Annotated in this window: 17 protein-coding genes; all 17 read right to left on the bottom strand. The window is 32.1% G+C overall.

Annotated features, from left to right (window positions below; genetic code table 11):
- Positions 1-45: 45 nt before the first annotated feature.
- The 17 genes from ACEYOS_RS04260 to ACEYOS_RS04180 all read right to left on the bottom strand — a co-directional run bounded on the left by ACEYOS_RS04260 (position 46) and on the right by ACEYOS_RS04180 (position 17551).
- Positions 46-2337, bottom strand: a complete 2292-nt coding sequence (locus tag ACEYOS_RS04260; RefSeq protein ID WP_373709187.1) for a JAB domain-containing protein — start codon at positions 2335-2337, stop codon at positions 46-48.
- An 11-nt stretch (positions 2338-2348) separates the two neighbouring features.
- Complete coding sequence (locus ACEYOS_RS04255; protein ID WP_373709188.1) at positions 2349-3059, bottom strand: hypothetical protein; 711 nt, start codon at positions 3057-3059, stop codon at positions 2349-2351.
- Positions 3049-3903, bottom strand: coding sequence for a M23 family metallopeptidase (locus ACEYOS_RS04250; RefSeq protein ID WP_373709189.1), 855 nt, complete (start codon positions 3901-3903; stop codon positions 3049-3051). Before ACEYOS_RS04250 ends, ACEYOS_RS04255 begins: the two co-directional genes overlap by 11 nt.
- A 92-nt stretch (positions 3904-3995) precedes the next feature.
- Positions 3996-5984 (bottom strand): type IV secretion system DNA-binding domain-containing protein, encoded by a 1989-nt coding sequence (locus ACEYOS_RS04245; protein WP_373709190.1) that lies wholly within the window; start codon positions 5982-5984, stop codon positions 3996-3998.
- A gap of 38 nt (positions 5985-6022) precedes the next feature.
- The gene (gene traN, locus ACEYOS_RS04240) at positions 6023-6901 is read right to left on the bottom strand and encodes a conjugative transposon protein TraN (RefSeq protein ID WP_373709191.1); all 879 of its coding nucleotides are present in this window, start codon (positions 6899-6901) and stop codon (positions 6023-6025) included.
- A 7-nt stretch (positions 6902-6908) separates the two neighbouring features.
- Positions 6909-8114, bottom strand: a complete 1206-nt coding sequence (traM, locus tag ACEYOS_RS04235) for a conjugative transposon protein TraM (protein ID WP_373709192.1) — start codon at positions 8112-8114, stop codon at positions 6909-6911.
- Positions 8104-8463: a hypothetical protein gene (locus tag ACEYOS_RS04230; RefSeq protein WP_373709193.1), complete on the bottom strand. Its 360-nt coding sequence runs from the start codon at positions 8461-8463 to the stop codon at positions 8104-8106. The genes traM and ACEYOS_RS04230 overlap by 11 nt, the downstream gene beginning before the upstream one ends.
- A 2-nt stretch (positions 8464-8465) precedes the next feature.
- Positions 8466-9080: a conjugative transposon protein TraK gene (gene traK / locus ACEYOS_RS04225; protein WP_373709194.1), complete on the bottom strand. Its 615-nt coding sequence runs from the start codon at positions 9078-9080 to the stop codon at positions 8466-8468.
- A gap of 39 nt (positions 9081-9119) precedes the next feature.
- Positions 9120-10355 (bottom strand): hypothetical protein, encoded by a 1236-nt coding sequence (locus ACEYOS_RS04220; protein WP_373709195.1) that lies wholly within the window; start codon positions 10353-10355, stop codon positions 9120-9122.
- Between the two features lie 3 nt (positions 10356-10358).
- On the bottom strand, positions 10359-11180 hold the full coding sequence (locus tag ACEYOS_RS04215; protein WP_373739265.1) for a hypothetical protein: 822 nt from the start codon (positions 11178-11180) through the stop codon (positions 10359-10361).
- 7 nt (positions 11181-11187) lie between these two features.
- Positions 11188-11859: a hypothetical protein gene (locus tag ACEYOS_RS04210; protein WP_373709197.1), complete on the bottom strand. Its 672-nt coding sequence runs from the start codon at positions 11857-11859 to the stop codon at positions 11188-11190.
- A gap of 52 nt (positions 11860-11911) precedes the next feature.
- On the bottom strand, positions 11912-12589 hold the full coding sequence (locus ACEYOS_RS04205) for a hypothetical protein (RefSeq protein WP_373709198.1): 678 nt from the start codon (positions 12587-12589) through the stop codon (positions 11912-11914).
- Between the two features lie 16 nt (positions 12590-12605).
- A complete protein-coding gene (locus tag ACEYOS_RS04200; protein WP_373709199.1) occupies positions 12606-13262 on the bottom strand; it encodes a hypothetical protein in 657 nt (218 codons plus the stop codon).
- Positions 13249-16314, bottom strand: coding sequence for a TraG family conjugative transposon ATPase (locus tag ACEYOS_RS04195; protein ID WP_373739266.1), 3066 nt, complete (start codon positions 16312-16314; stop codon positions 13249-13251). Before ACEYOS_RS04195 ends, ACEYOS_RS04200 begins: the two co-directional genes overlap by 14 nt.
- 16 nt (positions 16315-16330) lie before the next feature.
- On the bottom strand, positions 16331-16585 hold the full coding sequence (locus tag ACEYOS_RS04190) for a DUF4133 domain-containing protein (RefSeq protein WP_373709200.1): 255 nt from the start codon (positions 16583-16585) through the stop codon (positions 16331-16333).
- 50 nt (positions 16586-16635) lie between these two features.
- Complete coding sequence (locus tag ACEYOS_RS04185; RefSeq protein WP_173779018.1) at positions 16636-16959, bottom strand: DUF4134 domain-containing protein; 324 nt, start codon at positions 16957-16959, stop codon at positions 16636-16638.
- Between the two features lie 28 nt (positions 16960-16987).
- On the bottom strand, positions 16988-17551 hold the full coding sequence (locus tag ACEYOS_RS04180) for a hypothetical protein (RefSeq protein WP_373709201.1): 564 nt from the start codon (positions 17549-17551) through the stop codon (positions 16988-16990).
- Between the last annotated feature and the right edge of the window lie 5 nt (positions 17552-17556).

Raw genomic sequence — 17556 nt, 5'->3', positions numbered from 1 at the left:
TTTAAAATAAAACCTACCGCTTTCCATTGTAATTTGTATGTGATATTATCTTTTTATACTCTGTTCCTTCACGTTCCCTTTATCATGTTTATTGTCGTTCTCAATTCCTTCCAAAGGTTTATTGGTATTAATTCTGTTCATATCCTGATCGTAAAGACTTAGATTTTTGTACTGAGGATTAAGAATTGCTTTTCCTTCAATTACATTGTCATCTGATTCAAATTTTACTTTCACGATATTTCCTTTTTCTAAAGATTTTATGGTGTTTTCTCGGTATTCCGGTTCATCGAAAATTAGATTCGATTTTTCTACAATCTGATCAGTGTCAACTCCATAATTTTTGTAGAAATTTTGGAAATTGTAATTTCCTTTTTCTGTTTTTGGCTCTTCAAAATTTAGTTTTACAAATGCAGGTTCTAATTGCTCTGTTTTAGGATTTTGAAATTCAATTTTCACGGTACGACCTTCCAATAAGTTGATTGCCTCTTTTGCTGTAAAAGTGTTTTCTCGATTTACAGGGAAATTGTGTGAGATATTTTCGCCTCTCTCATTCTCCAGATTTGCATGATAAGAATTGAGAAAAACTCCGCCACTTTCTGTTTTATTGAATTTTAAGGTAAAATCCACTTTGTTTCCAGGTAATGCTTTGTCTGAATTTGTTTTTATTTCAAACTGTTGTTCGGCAGACTTCATGCCTGTATCTAAATCTTTGTGAAGTGCTTCTCCTTCTCCAAAACCAAGGTATTTTAATTGGTTTCTTAAATAATCTACTTGGTTGAATTCTTTTTGCGTTTCCATAATTTTTGGATTTTTATTGTTAATATTATTTTTTTTACTGTCCGTTTCTTGTTTTTCATCACGAAATCGATTTGCCCATTTTCCACTGTCGCTCAGAATATTGGTATCATAGTAAGATTGTCTTTCACTCATGATTTTTACTTTTTGCGATTTCTTATAATTATTTATATTAGAATTCTCGTTTGTTTGATTCTTGAAATGTGATTGGCTTTTCAACACAGAATTATCCGAAAAAGAATCATAGATTTTTCTTCCATTTTCACTTTTAAAAAGAAGAGCATCAATAATTTCAACACCTGAATAATAAAGCGTTTCATTGTATTTGTTGATTTCTTCAGGTGTGATATTGTTTCCATATAAAATGCACTTTGCTCCTCCAAACTTGGCAACTTTTCCAATGATAAAATCAACTTGATTTTCGGGGGGCATTATGAATTTCCCCACAATATTCAACTGATTATTGATAATCAACATTTCAGTTTTATCGGATATTCCAAACTTTTGAGAGGTAATGAATTTTGCAATATCTGCCGAACTCGTTATTTTTTCAGGTTGATAATTTTCTACCAAAACTTGCTTACTGAAAGAATAAGGCTGAATTTTATGAAAAGCATCTGGATTAGATTTCATCGCTTTTTCGTCTTCAAATATTTCATTAAAAACCACATATTTGCCACTTCTTAAATTGATGATAATTCCATCTTCTACAATAATGTCGGATTTATCTAAAGCTGCACGAAGTTTCCTGATGCAGTCCATATCTGCTTTTGAGACCTTCAAAGTTCCACTTGGATGATTGTGAACCAATGTGATTGAAGCAGGTTTTGCTTCCAAAACATTACCTATTAAAAGTCGATTATCTACAAATGCAGCATCAAAAGTTCCGGTAGAAATATGCTGAACAAAATATCCTTTATCTTTAAAATCATACACTAAAAATGCGTGTTCAACAGCTTCATTTTCTAATGCCTTGAAAAGCCAAGCAACATCATCAATACTCTCAATTTTTTCATTTCCAAAGAGTTGAAGCGAGTTATTTTCTGCAAAACGCCTTTCTATTAATGCAAAATCTGTGGATTGTAAAGAATCTTGCGGTTCCCGTAATAAATTGGATCCTGCACTAATTTCATTGGGATTAAACAATTTAAAGGGTAGTTTTTCACCCGAGGAAGTTTTCGCATACCTTGTTGATTCGTTTTCCTCGAAGATAAAATTTGAGTTTGGCGAAATTTTCGTTTTTCCATCAGAATTTTTCGATTGGTATTCTTTTTCATTTTGTGCTAACTTTGAGTTGTATTTTTCTTGGAGTTCTTTTCTCAATTCGATAATAGGAATTACAGCATCGTAATCAATAAGGTGTGGTTTTGTTCCTGCTTCCAATCTTACAACTAAAGATTCTCCCGTTTTAAAATGGTTGTAGCCCATTTTCATAAATTCGAGCGTCGCTATTGCTTCATCGATTGTAGAAAAATCCATTTTCTGAAAACCTTGGGTTTCTCGGTTTTCATTGTATTTGCTAATTTCTAATGTTATACTCATTTCAAAAAATTTTATCTTCTAAATCCTCTTGATTTTCCCACTTCTTGTTCCTGTTCTTCATCTTGATTCTCTTCTCTTATTCTGGTTGCATCTTGATAAATATCGGGATCATTTACATTCAATTGAATGCTTGATTTTTCCTGCTTTTGAGAATTGCTTACGTTTTGTGAAATTCCATTGACTGTATTGATTTCTTTTGACACAATATTCAAATCATTGGTAATTTCTTTAGCCATTTCTGGGAACTGGTCTATCTTATCTTGAAGAAAACTTTTCAATTTTAGAAGTTCTGTTTTGTAGCGATTTATTTCATTTCCACCTTTCTTATCTGCAATGATTGCGGTAAGTTCAGTAGCATTTTTTATTAAATCAAACTCCACTATTTTGTTGGCTTCTTTGTCAAAAACAAATGCTTTTTTTTCAAAATTCAATTGATTACCTGATTGCGAAAGCTCTTGAATAGTGGAATATTCTACCTTGTCTTTGCTGTTTTCAAGGATTTCAGATAGGGTTTTATCTCTTTCCAGAAAAATCACTTTTAGTTTGCTATTGTTTTCCACCAATTGAAAAGTCGCACGGTTTTTATCGTTATCGACAACAATTGTATAACCTTGCATAAATTTCAAAATATCATCTGCATTTAGTTTTTTAGAAAAAGTATTATCTTCATTAATAATTCCGTATTTTTTTAGATCGTTTGTTGGTAATGTTTCAGTGTTCATAGTAATTTGCGATTAAGTTGTTTGTTTTTATAAGGTCGTTTAGAAAACGAAGTGGGTTGACATAATTTCCATTTTCGGTAACAGAAAAGTGTAAATGTGGTCCGGTAGAGTTTCCAGAATTACCGCTTTTTGCAATGATAAATCCTGCTTTTACAAATTCTCCTGCTTTGTAATAAATTTGAGATAAGTGCAAATAGCTGGTTACAAATGAATTTGAATGCCTGATTTTAATGTAATTTCCACCACCTTTAGAATCCCAACCTGCGTCAGTTACGATTCCATCCATTATGGAATACACTTTTTCATAATTGGCTTTAAAATCCGCTCCACTGTGTGATTTTCTTGTTCCAAAAATAGGATGAATACGAGTTCCAAAAGGTGATGTAACAGAAAGTCCATTTTTCAACGGCATAAATATTTTTGAAATTTCATTGGTTTGATTATCATTTGCAAAATCAAATTGTTTAATTGATTTTTGGATATTATTTACGTTAGCATTTACAATATTCCCTTTCATTATTTGAATTATAGAATCTTCAATTTTTTGGTAATTTAATTTTTGCTCCTTATTTTTGGATAAGCTGTATTTTAAAATCAACGTTTTTAATGAGTCTATTTCTGCTTTATAATCTACTTTTTGCTTCGTTTTAAAGAGTCTAATTCTGCCATTATTTTTCTCTTTTTTTTCAATGTTTGCATTTTTGTCTTTTTGAATTTCTTGCTTTTTTTGAATAGATTCTTCTTTTTTTGTAGAAGTTCGAGTAAGCGTATTAAATTGTGCAAATGCCAAAGAATTGCAGAACAAGACAAGAATAATTGAACTAAATTTTATTTTCGATTTCATATGTAGATTTTTATTTTTTTAAAGGTCATATGGTATCGCCTAAATCTTCATTTGTGTTTATTTGCAAACTCGTTAATGGCGATTTCATAGTTTTAATTTTTAACAGTTTCGTTCACAATGAGTTCTACTTCTTTATTTATTTTCCGAAAGTTGGTCATCAAAACTTCTTCTCTTCTGTCATTTCCTTTTTTATCGATGAAAGAATAGTAATTCGGCATTGCTACATAATTATTTTCTTCATTTTTAATTGCGTTCATATCCAAATTGATTTTTCCGCTGATTGCCGAAGTTTTGTATTCTTCAGTATTATTTTCTTCGCCTTGTGCAATCATTCCCACCATTTCTCCTGTTTTCAACGCTGCTATTTTTCCTGCAGGAATCATAAAATCCATTTTCTCATTAATGCTTGTGGTCGTTCCTTGTTGTGAAATAGATTGCGAGTAGCTTTTTTGTTTGATTTTCCCAAACATTTTTTCCATCCAATCCAAGGTATTTTTATCTCTGGCTGAACCTGAAAGAATATTTCCTACAATAGCAGAAATGGTATCTGCAACTTCTTTTTTGTAAAATTGTCGAAGCTGTGGAATTTCTTGAAGCCCCAGTAAAACAGCAATTTTATTGCTTCTTGCAGTTGCAACGATGTTATCAATTTTATGAATGTAAATGGTTGGAAATTCGTCTGCTATAATTCCTCCTGGTAAATTATTTTTGGAATTAATTAATCGCAATGTTCTATTTAAAACCGATGAATACAACGCTGAATTAATATCCTGTGTTCCCGGATCGGAAGCTAAAATAATAATGGAAGGATTTTCTCTATCTGTAATTTTCATTTCTACTTCATCACCAGAAAACACCCAAAAACTTTCTTTAGTTGCCAATCTTGAAAGAAAGATTTTTAAAGTTCCAACTTGACCTTCCAATTGGTCAAATGCTTTATTATCATAAGCTGTTTTGAAAGGTGATAGCAAAGAATAAATTTCTTCATTGGTGAAAAGTGTATCGAAAATATCTTTATAACTTCTATTCATAAATGATAGAATGTGTGGTAAATCTGAATATTTTCCATTTTCAAACGTGGCAAAAAAGTAAATGCAAGATGAAAGAAAATTAATCGCAGATTGTGTAAAAAATGCTTCTGAACCACCACCAGAACTTGAACCACCTTTTTGCAAAGAGGAAACCATCGATTCTGCCATCTCTTGTGCTTCCGCCAAAGTTTGGATGTATTCTTTCTTAAATGGATTTACCCTTTTTGATTTTTCAACTTCATTCAAATTGATGACGTGAAATTGATGTTGATAATCGGCATCTTTATTTTTCTTTAAAAGATAATGGTAGTAAGCAATTTTAGCTAAATCTGGAAATTTAAAATCATAAATACAAAGACAAAAACCTTTATCTATCATTTGTCGGATTGCAGGATTTATCACTCCAAAAGATTTTCCAGATCCTGGTGTTCCAATGACCATAGTTCCGCGAAAAGGATTGATATTGATCCAACCCTTATTGGTTCTTTTATTAAATCTAAACAGATAAGGAATGTTTATAGAAGTATCCGTTTTTACCAATTCTTGATTCTGAGCAAAACTCTCTTCTTCTATATTCCATCGATCTTTCCCCATTTTCTGTTGCATCAATTTGGAAATATTATCTGCTCCAACTTGAGCGATTAATGCTCCTAAAAAAGAGAGAAGCGTATAAATAATTTGGGAAAAATTTAAAGGTGGAATTACTTTTGGCAGATTATTATTTCCTGCTTCAGAAATAAAAAGTAGCGAAGAAAACATCAAGGATAATCCGATGATAATTGGCAAAATAATTTGCTTACCAATATTCAAATCAATTTTTTTCTTGGCTCTTGTTCCGATTGCAACCAATGCAATTAAAATAATTGTGCAAATTTTCCCATTTAAAGGTGGGTAAAATAAACCCATCTTCGAAAATTTGGTCAAAAGTTCGCTTACAAATGGAATATTTGCAGAAAGAAAAAATAACGAAGCACAATCCAACAAGACGACGAAATAAACCATCTTCTGGAAAAAGCTGTAGATTTTAATTTGATTTTGTTGTTCTTGCATTTAAAAAGATTTGAGACTGAAAGATTTGAGATTTGAGACTAAAATGTATCTGCATTTAAAATATCCGAATACTTCACTTTCATTTCTAATACTCTTCCAGATAATTGCTCTTCTAAAAGTCGAATTTTGAAAACTTTACTATTCGGAAAAGTGAATTTTTTGAAAACGTAAATATTCCGGTAGTTTTTCTTGAACTGTTTTTGATGGTATAATTGATAAACTGGTTCGAGTGTAATGCTTTGATTATTGGTTGCTTTATAAATTTTCTTGTCTTCCACAGAGAATTTTATCGCATCGATATCGTAGCCTAAATTGGTGGAATTCAGAAACGTCATATCTAAAAAGATGTAATCATTTACCACATAAACATTGTTGATTTGCATGGTAAGTTTAAAATCTTTCACTTCTCGAATAGGATTTCCAACTTTCTTTTTTTTCAAAATATCAAGTGAAAATTGCAGTAGTTCCGTATTAGAAAATGCCATTTTAGGGTATTCAAGTGGTTGCATATCTTCGGGTTGAATTTGAATATTAGCCACGGAATTGCTCTTGAAATCTAAATAATTCACTTTGTATTGTGCCATGAAAGATTGACAAACAACCGTAATTATTCCTAAATTATTTTTATCAATTTTTTTCTGAATTGAAATAGAATCTGTTTCAGAAGTATCGGTAATTTTTATTCTTGCAATATTTTCTGCGGGTAAATCTCCAGTTAGATTTCCAGTTGATAAATCCACAAACTGAATAGGTTCTGGAGAAATGATGTGAAGACTTACGCCATCAGAAATTTCTAATTTGGTAAGATTATTTACCCGATTTTCAGGTTTTTCTGTTTGAGCATTAATCATCATTACTGAAAAAAATGTGAAGCTTGAAAGGAAAATTTTTAGTGTATTTGTAGTCGTTTTTTTCATTTTATTTTTATTTTTTAAGTTCTTTGTCGTTGATAAGGAATATGTAAGAGTTGTATTTCAGTTTTGCTTTGTTCTGTCGGATCATATTAGAAATGGTTTTGGAAGTGGAACTAAACAAACTGGAAAAAAGACTGGTAAAAAAACTTTCTCCACCGCTATCCATTTGAGTTCCTTGTACAGAATTGCTTCCCATTTCCCGAAGCATTTCTCGAAAATCACTTTGTGGAACGTACAATCCTTGCATTCCGTCCATATCAAATACAGAAAGATTGATAGGCAGAATTTCACCATTATTTAATATTGAAACTACATTCAAATTCACCCTTTGCAAAGAAAATCCTGAAATTTGACCATATAAAATTGCTCCTTTTGAGATTTTATGCTTTCCGACATTGATGTCTTCTAAAAGTCGAAAACGTATTCTGCTTCCGAGATAACCTTTGTTATTTTCATCAATTACGGCTTTTATGAAATTGTCTTTTTTCTTTTTTGAAATGGAATTAAAACTCGGATTGAGCGAAGATTTATCAACACGAAGCGTAGAATTTAGAAAAGCTGCCATTTTTTCTTTGTTCTTCTTTAATTTGTTTTCCGAAGCAAGAGCTGATTGGTATTCTGGGTCTTTCGCTTTTTCTAAGGAATCCATCATCAAAACTTGCTGTCGCAACATTTTTACTGGATCGGTTTCTGTTTGCTTAGCACTTGAACTCATTTGAGAATCGGAATAATTATTTGGCTGTCCTGTATTTCCATTGCTTTTATCATTCAACATTCTTATCATTTCTGCAGATCGTTGAAAATCTTTTTCATCAGAAGTTTTTTGATTGCTTTGCTTGTAATAACTGGCTTTTCCTAAATCAGTTGAACTTCCATTTTGTAGTGCTCGAACTGTTTTTAGCGAATCGATATATCTTTTTTGTGAGTAATCCAGATTATCAGAATAATTTTGCAAACTATCTTCCTCTTTGTCGATTCCATCCAGCATGGATCTTCCATCTCCTTTTTCGAAAAGTTGATCGTAGGCAGCATTTTTCGAGAGAATAGAATCTTGTGTTCCGCCCAGATTAAGAGATAAATCCTGTGAAACTTCTGTCGGTTGCTCTTCTTTACCCATAAATTTTGTAGTCTGAAAACCAAGAAAAAGAATGATTGGCAAAAGAATTAACGGGAAGATATATTTTGGCTGTTTAAAATTTATTTTTTTAATGTCCATTTTTTAATTTTTGGTATTGGTTGAACAAATATTCTATTCTGAGACTGTCGTTTTTGGTTAAAGGACCATTTTCCCTTTTAGCTTTTAATTGTTGCAATTCATTCACAACATTTTCCATTTTACTTTCATTCATGTTCATTTCAGATTTTACTTCATCACTTTCTGAATAGATATTTGGGATATTATTAATGGGGATTTTTGGCGTGAAATAATAATAATATTGAATGAAGATTAAGCCAAAAGAAACAATGAGAATCAGCATTATATATTTATAAAATCGCTTCGGATGTTTGATAATCCAATCCTTTAACTGTAAGACTTGAGCTTTAATTTGAGTGTAATGATTCATGTTTAAAAATGTGATTTAGATTTGTTAGATAGTTCGCTATTATCTAAAATTCTCCAATTTCTCAAGAGAACGCCATGTGGATTATTCGGACTTCTGATGATGTCTTCAAAATTCCCTTCAGTAATTAATTTTCGAATGATTAGTGAAGTTTTTCGATTAATCATTTGAGTTCCGTAATAGATAAATTTCTTATTTGGAAGGTCAGTTTTTATAGAATCTGTACGAATAGTAACCAAAGAGTTTCCTGAAATAATCTGATTATAAAATCCTTTTTCTCTTAAATTCGTGTATTCTTTTTTTCCACTATCATCAATCAGGTAAAGAGATTTTTCAACATTTTCTTTTATGTAGCTATCATCCGGAGCAAGCGTAAAAAACAATCTGTGAAAGAGTTCAATTTGCGAGCGATATTCTACTGGTCTGTTTAGTAATTCATCAGTTTGCTTTACCAAAATGGGAACGCCATTATCTATCACATACAATGATTTTCGAGAATCTTGAATCAATTTGTACGCAAATGCAAATCCTGCTATGACAATCAACACTGCAAAAAGTATTGATGAAATCGACACCACTTTATTGATTTTTATTTTTTGTTCTATATTTTTAACAAGCATTTTAATAAGAATTTTTATTAATTAAATTTCGGATTGGGATTATTTATTATTCATTTTGCCGACGGCTTTTGCAATTTCTTTTGCCGCAACTACTGCTCCTGCAACGCCACCTGCAGCTGCTGCTGTTGCAGTTCTTCCCACGGCTTTTCCTGCACTTGCAACTGTTCCTCCGGCTGCTTTTCCTTTGCTCATAATTCCTGCTCCGCCTGCGGAAACAATAGAATCTGCAATAGATGGAACCATTAAAATTCCGATTCCTGTAACGATATAGGCAACACAAGGAAAAAGTGCGGTGTACATCATTCCACTATTTTGCACATAAACCCGAAGGGTGTTCATATCTGCAACTCCTCCAGAATCAATCATCAAAGCATAGCGATCTAATTCCATTTGGTAACCCGACATTATGAGCTGTTGACCAATATTGATAATGGTATAAGTGATAAAAGTGTAAAGATTAATATTGATGAATTTCGTTACCCAATTGCTAAAAGAATTTTCAAATCCGGGTATTAGTGACATTCCGACGGCAATCGGTCCCAAGATGATCAATACATAACTCCATACTTTTTGGATAAAAAAGATTAAATAAGTACAAACTCGAAGAATTGTCAAAGAAATACCTTCAATGATTTCTGATAATGTTTTTTGAATTTTGAACTCCATTTTCATATACCATTCTCTTGCAGGTGCCAATAATTTGTCCACATCTACATCATACCAACTGTCATCTGCCTTTTTTTCTAATTTGTCCAAAGTTTCTTGCTTAGCTTCTTCTTCAGCTTGTTGCTTGATTAGAATTTCTAAAATTTGGTTTTGCTTTTTAAATCTTTCTACCCTCAAATCATTTGCGTCCTTTTCAATTTCTTGAAAAAGTGCAATTCCTGGCTCTGCCAAAGATTGCAGTGGATATTGAATCATACTCGTAAAAGCTCCCCAATACATTAAAATAAAGGCAATAATTACAGGTCGAATCATGGGTGTAACTTCCCAAGGTCTTGCTCCTTCCTGCATTTGCCAACCTAAATATCCCATGTAGCACAATGCTCCAAATCCACCAATGGCTTGTCCGAGCATTACAGCACCCGCAGATTGTGCTGCCATTGTGGTATCTAATTTTGTAAAAGCTTCCATAAACCATTTTTCAAATGCTCCATCGCCTTTCAAAAATTGCAGTATCTTGTTGTAATCGTCCGTGCTTCCTGTTTGCCCAAAAACGATGGTCGGCAAAAAAACCAATACCAGTAAAATGGTAAGTGTTACGTATTTATTCATTTTCTAATATTTATTGTGGTATTCATTCATGAATTTTATTGCGATCTCTTTATCATTTGAATTCCAAACTGGTTCTATTTTTATTTTTGATTTGGTGAGGAGTTTTTTATAATCGAGGAATAAGGAATTTTTCCTATCGAAAGCTCTCAATTGATCTTTGAAATTTCGCCAACCAATTAATGTCTCATGGTACATTAGAAAGCGTTTTCCTCGTGGCATATCTAATGTTCTGGAGTTTTTGTATTTGTCTTTCAAAAGATTTAGTTCTTTTTCAAGTTGTGTAATTCCACCATTCATCAACATATTTTGATAGGTTTTATCATCTTTTAATTGCCATTGAATAAAATTCTGCGGATCATCTGGAAAGTCTTTCAAGGGTTTTAGCATTTTTTTGTAATACAAAAGCCAAAGGGGGTCTGCTTCTACTGTTGCAGATGTCCAATGAGCTAAATCTTGAACATTTCTTGTGTATAAAGTATCTACTTGAAGTTTAATTTTTTCTGCTTCACCTCTTTGAAATTCCAGTTCTGCAAATCTTTGAACTTCTAAACCTGTTGGTTTTAAAGGACGAATGTCTGCTCCGTTTTTATAATTTTGATTGATAGATGGTGAAAGCCATCCCCAAACTGTAGCGTAAGCAAAATTGGTCTGGATTCCCAATGTGTATTTAGGATAGGGACGAAAATCTCCCCAAGATTCAAACACCATTCTCTTATTATGAGCAACAATTGAAGGGTCATTCAGTTTTTTTACTTGCCCGAAATTGAAAGTGCTTCCCATAAAAACAGCGATAAACAGAAAGATTTTTTTTGTATTAATTTTCATCATTGTATTAATTAAAAATGAATTTATATTTAATCATAATGCCTTTCACAATGGCTCTATCAAGGTTTACATAGGTGTTAATGGTCGGGATTTGATAGATGTATGGAATTTTTTTTGCATTTTTTAATCTAATTTTTATGCAGATTAAATAACCATTAATCATTTGTGCTTTCGTAGATAAATTTTGAATGAGTACTTGCCGATCATAAGGATCCATCAGAAAATCATTTTCTTCGTGAAGGATGTCATTTACAAGTTCGCTTTGCATTTTGATGAGTTCTTGTGCTGCTGCGATATAAAACCGATTTAGTAAAATTGCATATTCCGGATATTGAGCCGTAAGTGTGAGAACATCATTGGCATTCACTCCAATTTGTCCAAAAGTTTGTGATAAATAATACAACTGTTTTCCCTGCATAATCGCGGAATTGATATTGGTTAATTTATCATAGATGAATTCTTGTATCGCTACAACTTGTGCAATTTTTTGATTGATGTCATCGTATAATTTTTTCTGCTTTTCGTATGAATTTAAAAATGATTCATTGCTCGCCAATCGAACTCCTTGATTTTTGGTCAATTGTGTTAATAATTTATCGTTCAGCACCACAGTTTGCGCTTCTACAGAAGCCATTCCGCCGAATATTAGTAGTGATGGAAATAATAATTTTTTGAACATTTTAATTAATTTTATCGTGGTATGATTGAATTTGTGTTTTCAATTTTTAGCTTTAAAAATGACTCATAATTGATTCTACAATCTGCTTATCCTTGTTAATATAATTGAGAACTACAAATTTTGTCCACTCTACTTTTCGCTTGATATCTCTTATTTTCATGAGCATAAAAAGGGAATCTCTGCGAAGATTTACGACTTCTCCTAAAGCATATTCGAGCAAAATTTTTCGTTCTGCTTTTTCCATTTGGTTGATTGCTCCATAGGAAAGCACAATTCCAGTTAATAATCTCACAATCATTTGCATATCATCTACAAATTTGATTTCTGCAGGCAAAACAACTACGAGTGAATAAGGTGCAGTTTGGATTTCTGTAATAATTTTTGACTGTATATCTTGTATTTTTTGACTTTCTAAAAAAATGGCATATCCTGTTGGAATCGCCTGCATTGCAAAATCTACAATCCTTAATCGGTCTTGAATTTTAGTCGTGGTTTCCTTAAATTTTTCCCATTGTTTTTTATTAACCACTTCGGTTGCTAGATTGGTATTTTGCCAATTTTTCATGGTTTTTTGTCGCTCATTTTCTTGCATGGTATGTCGAATCTCCTGATTCATCATCGGAAATGAAACATTTTCTTTTTCCCAAGGTGGCGTTGGATTTCCACCAGATGAAGTGATTAAAACATAAACTGTTGGAAGCAGCACTGAAAGAATAATTCTATTTTTCATTTTGCTTGTATTTAGATTAAAATCTATTATTATACGTCCACATGATGTTTTGAACAATGCTCATATCGGTATTAATATAACCTTGAAATGGATTGATAGACTGAAACCATCCTAATCTTATGGCTCTTTCGATATTTAATTTTGTTGCAAGCAACCAGATTTTCAGCATGGTTACATTTTGAGAAACTGCAAAAAGTAATTTGTAACGATCTCCTGCAGTTGCAAGATTTAATTCTCCAGGTTTTAATAAATCGGTGACATCAGTTGTTAATTTTATCACTTGCTCGTATGCTTTTTGAGAAGCTTTTACGCCAAATACTGCATATTGTGGTTTGTTACTTGTGAGCGTTACAATATCACTTGAATACTGTAAACAACGATCCAATTCGTTATAAATATCAATCACTTGAACACCATTTTTCAGTGTTCCAGAAACTTCATTCAAACCTTTTAGAACTTTATTTTGAATATTGTTGGCAACTACCATTTGAGTTCCGACCCAAGTTTGCGCTTGTTGCAATTTTGTTTGTTGGGTGATTGTTTTTTCCTGCTGATTCTCAAGATTATCAGAATATAATTTCAACGCAAGCGTCGTGGTTACATCGATGTAGGTGTTTTGTGCAACAACGAAATTCCCAACTATAACCAATAGAATAATGCTAAATTTTTTCATATTCGTAAGATTTTGAGTTAATGAGTTCTTTTAAATTTAATCCTCTGTCCTGCATTTCTTGACCTATGATTTTGAACACATTGTGTTCTTTATTTTCATTTTTTGTCTTTTGGTAATAATTGATGACCTTTTCATCCAGCGGCTGTTTGTAAAGATTAACCAAGCCAACCATATTTTCCATTTTATCATCGAGTTTTTGGAAATCTCTGATGAATAATTGAAGTGCTTCATCATAATTATCCAATTGATGCACATAATATTCAATAGCAATTTTCTCTGGTTTTTCGGTGGTGTAGGTTAAATATTGCTCTAAGGAAACTTCATTTCCATAGACTTCTCCTTTTGATCCTCGCTTTAAATAAAATTCTTTGAATCTGCTTCTTCCGAATTTATTGTTGAGATTATTGATGGTGAAAATCTTGTTTTGCTCTACTTTATTGAGTGAAAGAAGTGATGATATTTTATCAAAATTATCTTTGAATTTAGTTTGGTCGAGCAATATAAAAGTGTCGGAATTATTAATGATTGAATCCTTTACCACTGTATTTCCGATAATGTCATCCAATTCCTGTGTTACTACAACTGCCTCTCCCCAGAATTTTCTTACAGTTTTATAGAGATAGAGAATGTATCCTCCCATTAGTTTTGAAGCGATTGCTTTCCAAGCTTCTTCTATAATCAATGCTTTTCTACGGTCTTTCCGCAAACGCATTTTCTGGATAAACGTATCCATAATTATTAGGGTTACGATTGGAAATAATTTCGGATTGTCTTTTACATTATCAATTTCAAATACGATGAAAGGTTCGTCAAACAAAGTATTGTCTGCATTTTCATTCAAAGTTGTTCCATATCTTCCACCTTTGTAAAAATCTTTTAAAACGAATAAAAAAGTGCGAAGTTTAAATTCGGTTTCATCAATTTTATGCTTTTTGTTGTTCAAATAAATTGGCAGAAATTGATCGCAATAATCATAGAAACTATTAAAGGCAAGTTCTTGAACTTTTAATTTTTCTTCAAGCTGAACTATTTTTTTAATGAGTGCACTTTTAATAGCTTCATTCCATTCTCTGGTGTTTTCTGGTCTTTTTATTACAGATTTTGCTTTGGTAAGAATTAGTTGTGTTTCATTGTACACTTTTCTTTTTGTTTCATCAGTTAAAGTTTCATAAGCTTCAAAAACCTGATAAAATTTGGTTGGATCATAATCCGGATTATTAATATTTTTGTCGGGATGATAAAAACTAATCATCTTTCTGCCTTTTTCTCGAATGGTTTCTGTAGAAGCATCAAACGCAATTTGTAAAATGTCATAGTAGGTTTGGTTTTCTCTGATTTCGTTTTCGTATTCGGCATGAATATCTTCTTCGTGGATATTGTACTTGCGTAAATACTGAAATAATTCTTCAGAACTTTTTTCATCAAACCAATTAGTTCCACCATTAAAAAACTGATGGTAATACGACATCAACACATTATCTAAAATAGATTTTTGCGTAGAACTCATTGCTACATCTGCTCCTTGCCAAATCAAAAAAATAAGGTTGGTCAAAAACTCAATTTTTTCAATATTGAACTCTTCTTTATCCATTAAAAAAGGATTCATTGTTATAGGTTTTTCTTCAGTGTATTGAATGTATCTTCCGCCTTTATACGCACAAAGTCCGGAATAAGAATCTCCTGTATCTACGATTACAACATCATAATTATAAGTCAGATATTGTTCGATAATATTATTCATCAAAAAGGATTTTCCCGATCCAGATGGACCCAATACAAACTTGTTTCGGTTATTTATTCTTCCTGTTTTCATGGGTAAATCTGATGGATCAATTTTCAAGGGAACGCCTTGTCTATCGGTAAATCTTAAATAGAAATTTGATTCTTCATTTACTGGGTAACTTTCTTTAAAAAAAAAACACAAGGCAGCTTCGCTTGTCGTTGTAAATAAATCATAACTCTTTAGTTCCACGGCATTTCCGGGAAGACAACATCGAAAAAGTTCTAATTGATTATAAGAATTTTGTGAAACGATAATCCCTTTCATAAAGAGTTTATTTTCAATCAGAGATTGAATTTCTTCCATTTTTTCTAAAGAATCTGCCGAGTAAGAGATTGAAAAATGGGCATCAACAATAAGTTGTCCGTCCATTGCAATATTGTGTAGTAGTTCTTCTATTTCTTCTGCTACAATGGCATTTGAAGGAGAATTATTCGCTACTCCTTCATGCTTTTTTTTCTTTTTATCTAATTCTCGTTGCTTTGAAGCTTGATGGGGAATGGAAATAATTTGATTGTAAACGATGGTTTTATATTCCTCCAATTCATTGATAAATGAAAAATTATCTACCGCAGTTTCTGAAGCCGAACCATTTCCACCTAAATAGGAATAAGTCTCAATTTCAGAAGGCAATTCGATTTTTTCTACATCCACAAAACTGATGGTTTTCACGAATCTGTTTCCAATAACAAGGTGTTCATTTGTGGCTTTAATATTATCAAAAGTGGGTGTTTCTGCAAAATTCATTGATAAAATTCCACTCAAGTAATGTTCAAAATCTTTTTCTTTTAAAAATTCTGGTTCGCACTCGTTTTGAGATAAAAGCATGAAAATTTTCAGACATTTATCTCTTAATTTTTTATAGTCCTTTTCAGAAAAAATGTATTTAGTTTTCTTGGTATTTTGATCAACAATATCTGTGAATAATAGAAGCGTATCTATGGTTTTAAATAATCGCCCGTCAAAATGTTCGGAATATTTTTGCTGTAAAAATTCATTAGCATTTTCTGCGGTGTATCGTTTTCTACTGAAAATATCTACTTTCTGAACGATATGATTTTCGCCAATAATTGCGACAACTTGATTCAAAACTGTGTGAAAATTTAAGTAAGCATCGGGATCTGCTGAATATTGCTCTACAATATTTTTAATTTTAATACCGATAATCGGATTTCCAAACTGCCCGATAAGCACATCAAAATTCCAATCGTGACTTTTGCCATAATCATAACCGATAAAAGGAATTTCAAATGTTTTTTTCTTTAAATGCATGGGAAGATTTTAGAAATTAGTACTTAGATTTTAGTTTTGAATTTTTACTAATTTTGAATTTTGGTGGAATGATGTGCAGCTCTTCTTCGTTTTTCGTCTTATTGTAAAGCCCTTTCGAATCTTGTGTTTTGTAACTTAGAAAAACTCCAGTTCCTCCAAGTGCAGCGCCGATGATCATTCCGAAAATTCCGAATATTGATGAGAGTATGGCGACAATTACGATTCCGCCAACTGCTGAACCCATTGCGTAATAAATGTATTTATCTTTCAATCCGAAAAAAATAAGGGGCTTTTTCAACCCCTTATAAAGGAAATATCCCATTAGAATATCGCCGCGATAAATGTTGGAACCAACAAAAGGAAAATACAAGCTCCACCCCAACCAACAATTTCTTTGTTGATGTCTTGGTCGCCATTTGTCCATTTGTTGTAAATCCTAATTCCACCGACTGTTCCTACAATTGCACCGATGGCGTAGATTAGCAATCCCAAATCGGTAATGTAACCCGAAATGGTAGTTGCTGCTGCTCCTAAAGCCGCACTACCACCAGATTGTGCAAAAGCTGGACTTACAGATAAAAGGACTACAAATGCTGTTAGCAATCGTTTCATCATTTTGTGTTTTTTGAATTCTTGATTCATCATGTTTAAAAATATTAAGGGTTAAATTTGTTTACCTATTTAAGGTGCTGTGATACACTTTGTGTCCGTTTAGGTTTTGTACCAATTGCACAGAACTTGTGGCAATATTTAGAACATTCTCCCAGTAATTATTGCTTGCTTTTTCAATTTTTAATAGGTGTTCTTCTATATTTTCAAGCTGATTGACTTCTTCATTATGAAGTTCTTCTTCAAATTCATTTTCTAAATTCTCTTCAACTTCTTCAATTATTTTTTCAGGTTGTTCGAGCCATGTTTTTTCATCGAAAGAATCTATATTTTGTTCAGATTCAAATCGCCTTCTATAATCATCTATATCTTGTCTTTCTTCTGACTTTACTATTTCTATTGGAAATTGCTTTATGTAGAAAGATTTTGGTGTGGTTAAGTTTTCGACATCTTCAATACCAACCGTTTTCACTTCGCTTCTGTTTTCTTCTTCGAACTCTGCTAATGAAAATATTTCATTGTCGTTTGTTTTTACAGTAGATTGGGTTTTTAGAAAGAGATCATAAATGATATTTCCTACATAATAAAGGGTGTAAAGTGCAATGAGAATGATTAAAAATGTGGTCATATTCA

Origin of the sequence: Kaistella sp. (assembly GCF_041824135.1) — a bacterium.
Classification (GTDB): Bacteria; Bacteroidota; Bacteroidia; order Flavobacteriales; family Weeksellaceae; genus Kaistella.
The sequence above is the reverse complement of the archived record's forward strand: the minus strand, read 5'-3'. Positions and strand labels throughout refer to the sequence as shown.

Excerpts from the sequence above, each read along its gene's own strand:
- ACEYOS_RS04260 (WP_373709187.1), bottom strand. The coding sequence starts at position 2,337 with ATGAGTATAACATTAGAAATTAGCAAATACAATGAAAACCGAGAAACC.
- ACEYOS_RS04255 (WP_373709188.1), bottom strand. The coding sequence starts at position 3,059 with ATGAACACTGAAACATTACCAACAAACGATCTAAAAAAATACGGAATT.
- ACEYOS_RS04250 (WP_373709189.1), bottom strand. The coding sequence starts at position 3,903 with ATGAAATCGAAAATAAAATTTAGTTCAATTATTCTTGTCTTGTTCTGC.
- ACEYOS_RS04245 (WP_373709190.1), bottom strand. The coding sequence starts at position 5,984 with ATGCAAGAACAACAAAATCAAATTAAAATCTACAGCTTTTTCCAGAAG.
- traN (WP_373709191.1), bottom strand. The coding sequence starts at position 6,901 with ATGAAAAAAACGACTACAAATACACTAAAAATTTTCCTTTCAAGCTTC.
- traM (WP_373709192.1), bottom strand. The coding sequence starts at position 8,114 with ATGGACATTAAAAAAATAAATTTTAAACAGCCAAAATATATCTTCCCG.
- ACEYOS_RS04230 (WP_373709193.1), bottom strand. The coding sequence starts at position 8,463 with ATGAATCATTACACTCAAATTAAAGCTCAAGTCTTACAGTTAAAGGAT.
- traK (WP_373709194.1), bottom strand. The coding sequence starts at position 9,080 with ATGCTTGTTAAAAATATAGAACAAAAAATAAAAATCAATAAAGTGGTG.
- ACEYOS_RS04220 (WP_373709195.1), bottom strand. The coding sequence starts at position 10,355 with ATGAATAAATACGTAACACTTACCATTTTACTGGTATTGGTTTTTTTG.
- ACEYOS_RS04215 (WP_373739265.1), bottom strand. The coding sequence starts at position 11,180 with ATGAAAATTAATACAAAAAAAATCTTTCTGTTTATCGCTGTTTTTATG.
- ACEYOS_RS04210 (WP_373709197.1), bottom strand. The coding sequence starts at position 11,859 with ATGTTCAAAAAATTATTATTTCCATCACTACTAATATTCGGCGGAATG.
- ACEYOS_RS04205 (WP_373709198.1), bottom strand. The coding sequence starts at position 12,589 with ATGAAAAATAGAATTATTCTTTCAGTGCTGCTTCCAACAGTTTATGTT.
- ACEYOS_RS04200 (WP_373709199.1), bottom strand. The coding sequence starts at position 13,262 with ATGAAAAAATTTAGCATTATTCTATTGGTTATAGTTGGGAATTTCGTT.
- ACEYOS_RS04195 (WP_373739266.1), bottom strand. The coding sequence starts at position 16,314 with ATGCATTTAAAGAAAAAAACATTTGAAATTCCTTTTATCGGTTATGAT.
- ACEYOS_RS04185 (WP_173779018.1), bottom strand. The coding sequence starts at position 16,959 with ATGATGAATCAAGAATTCAAAAAACACAAAATGATGAAACGATTGCTA.
- ACEYOS_RS04180 (WP_373709201.1), bottom strand. The coding sequence starts at position 17,551 with ATGACCACATTTTTAATCATTCTCATTGCACTTTACACCCTTTATTAT.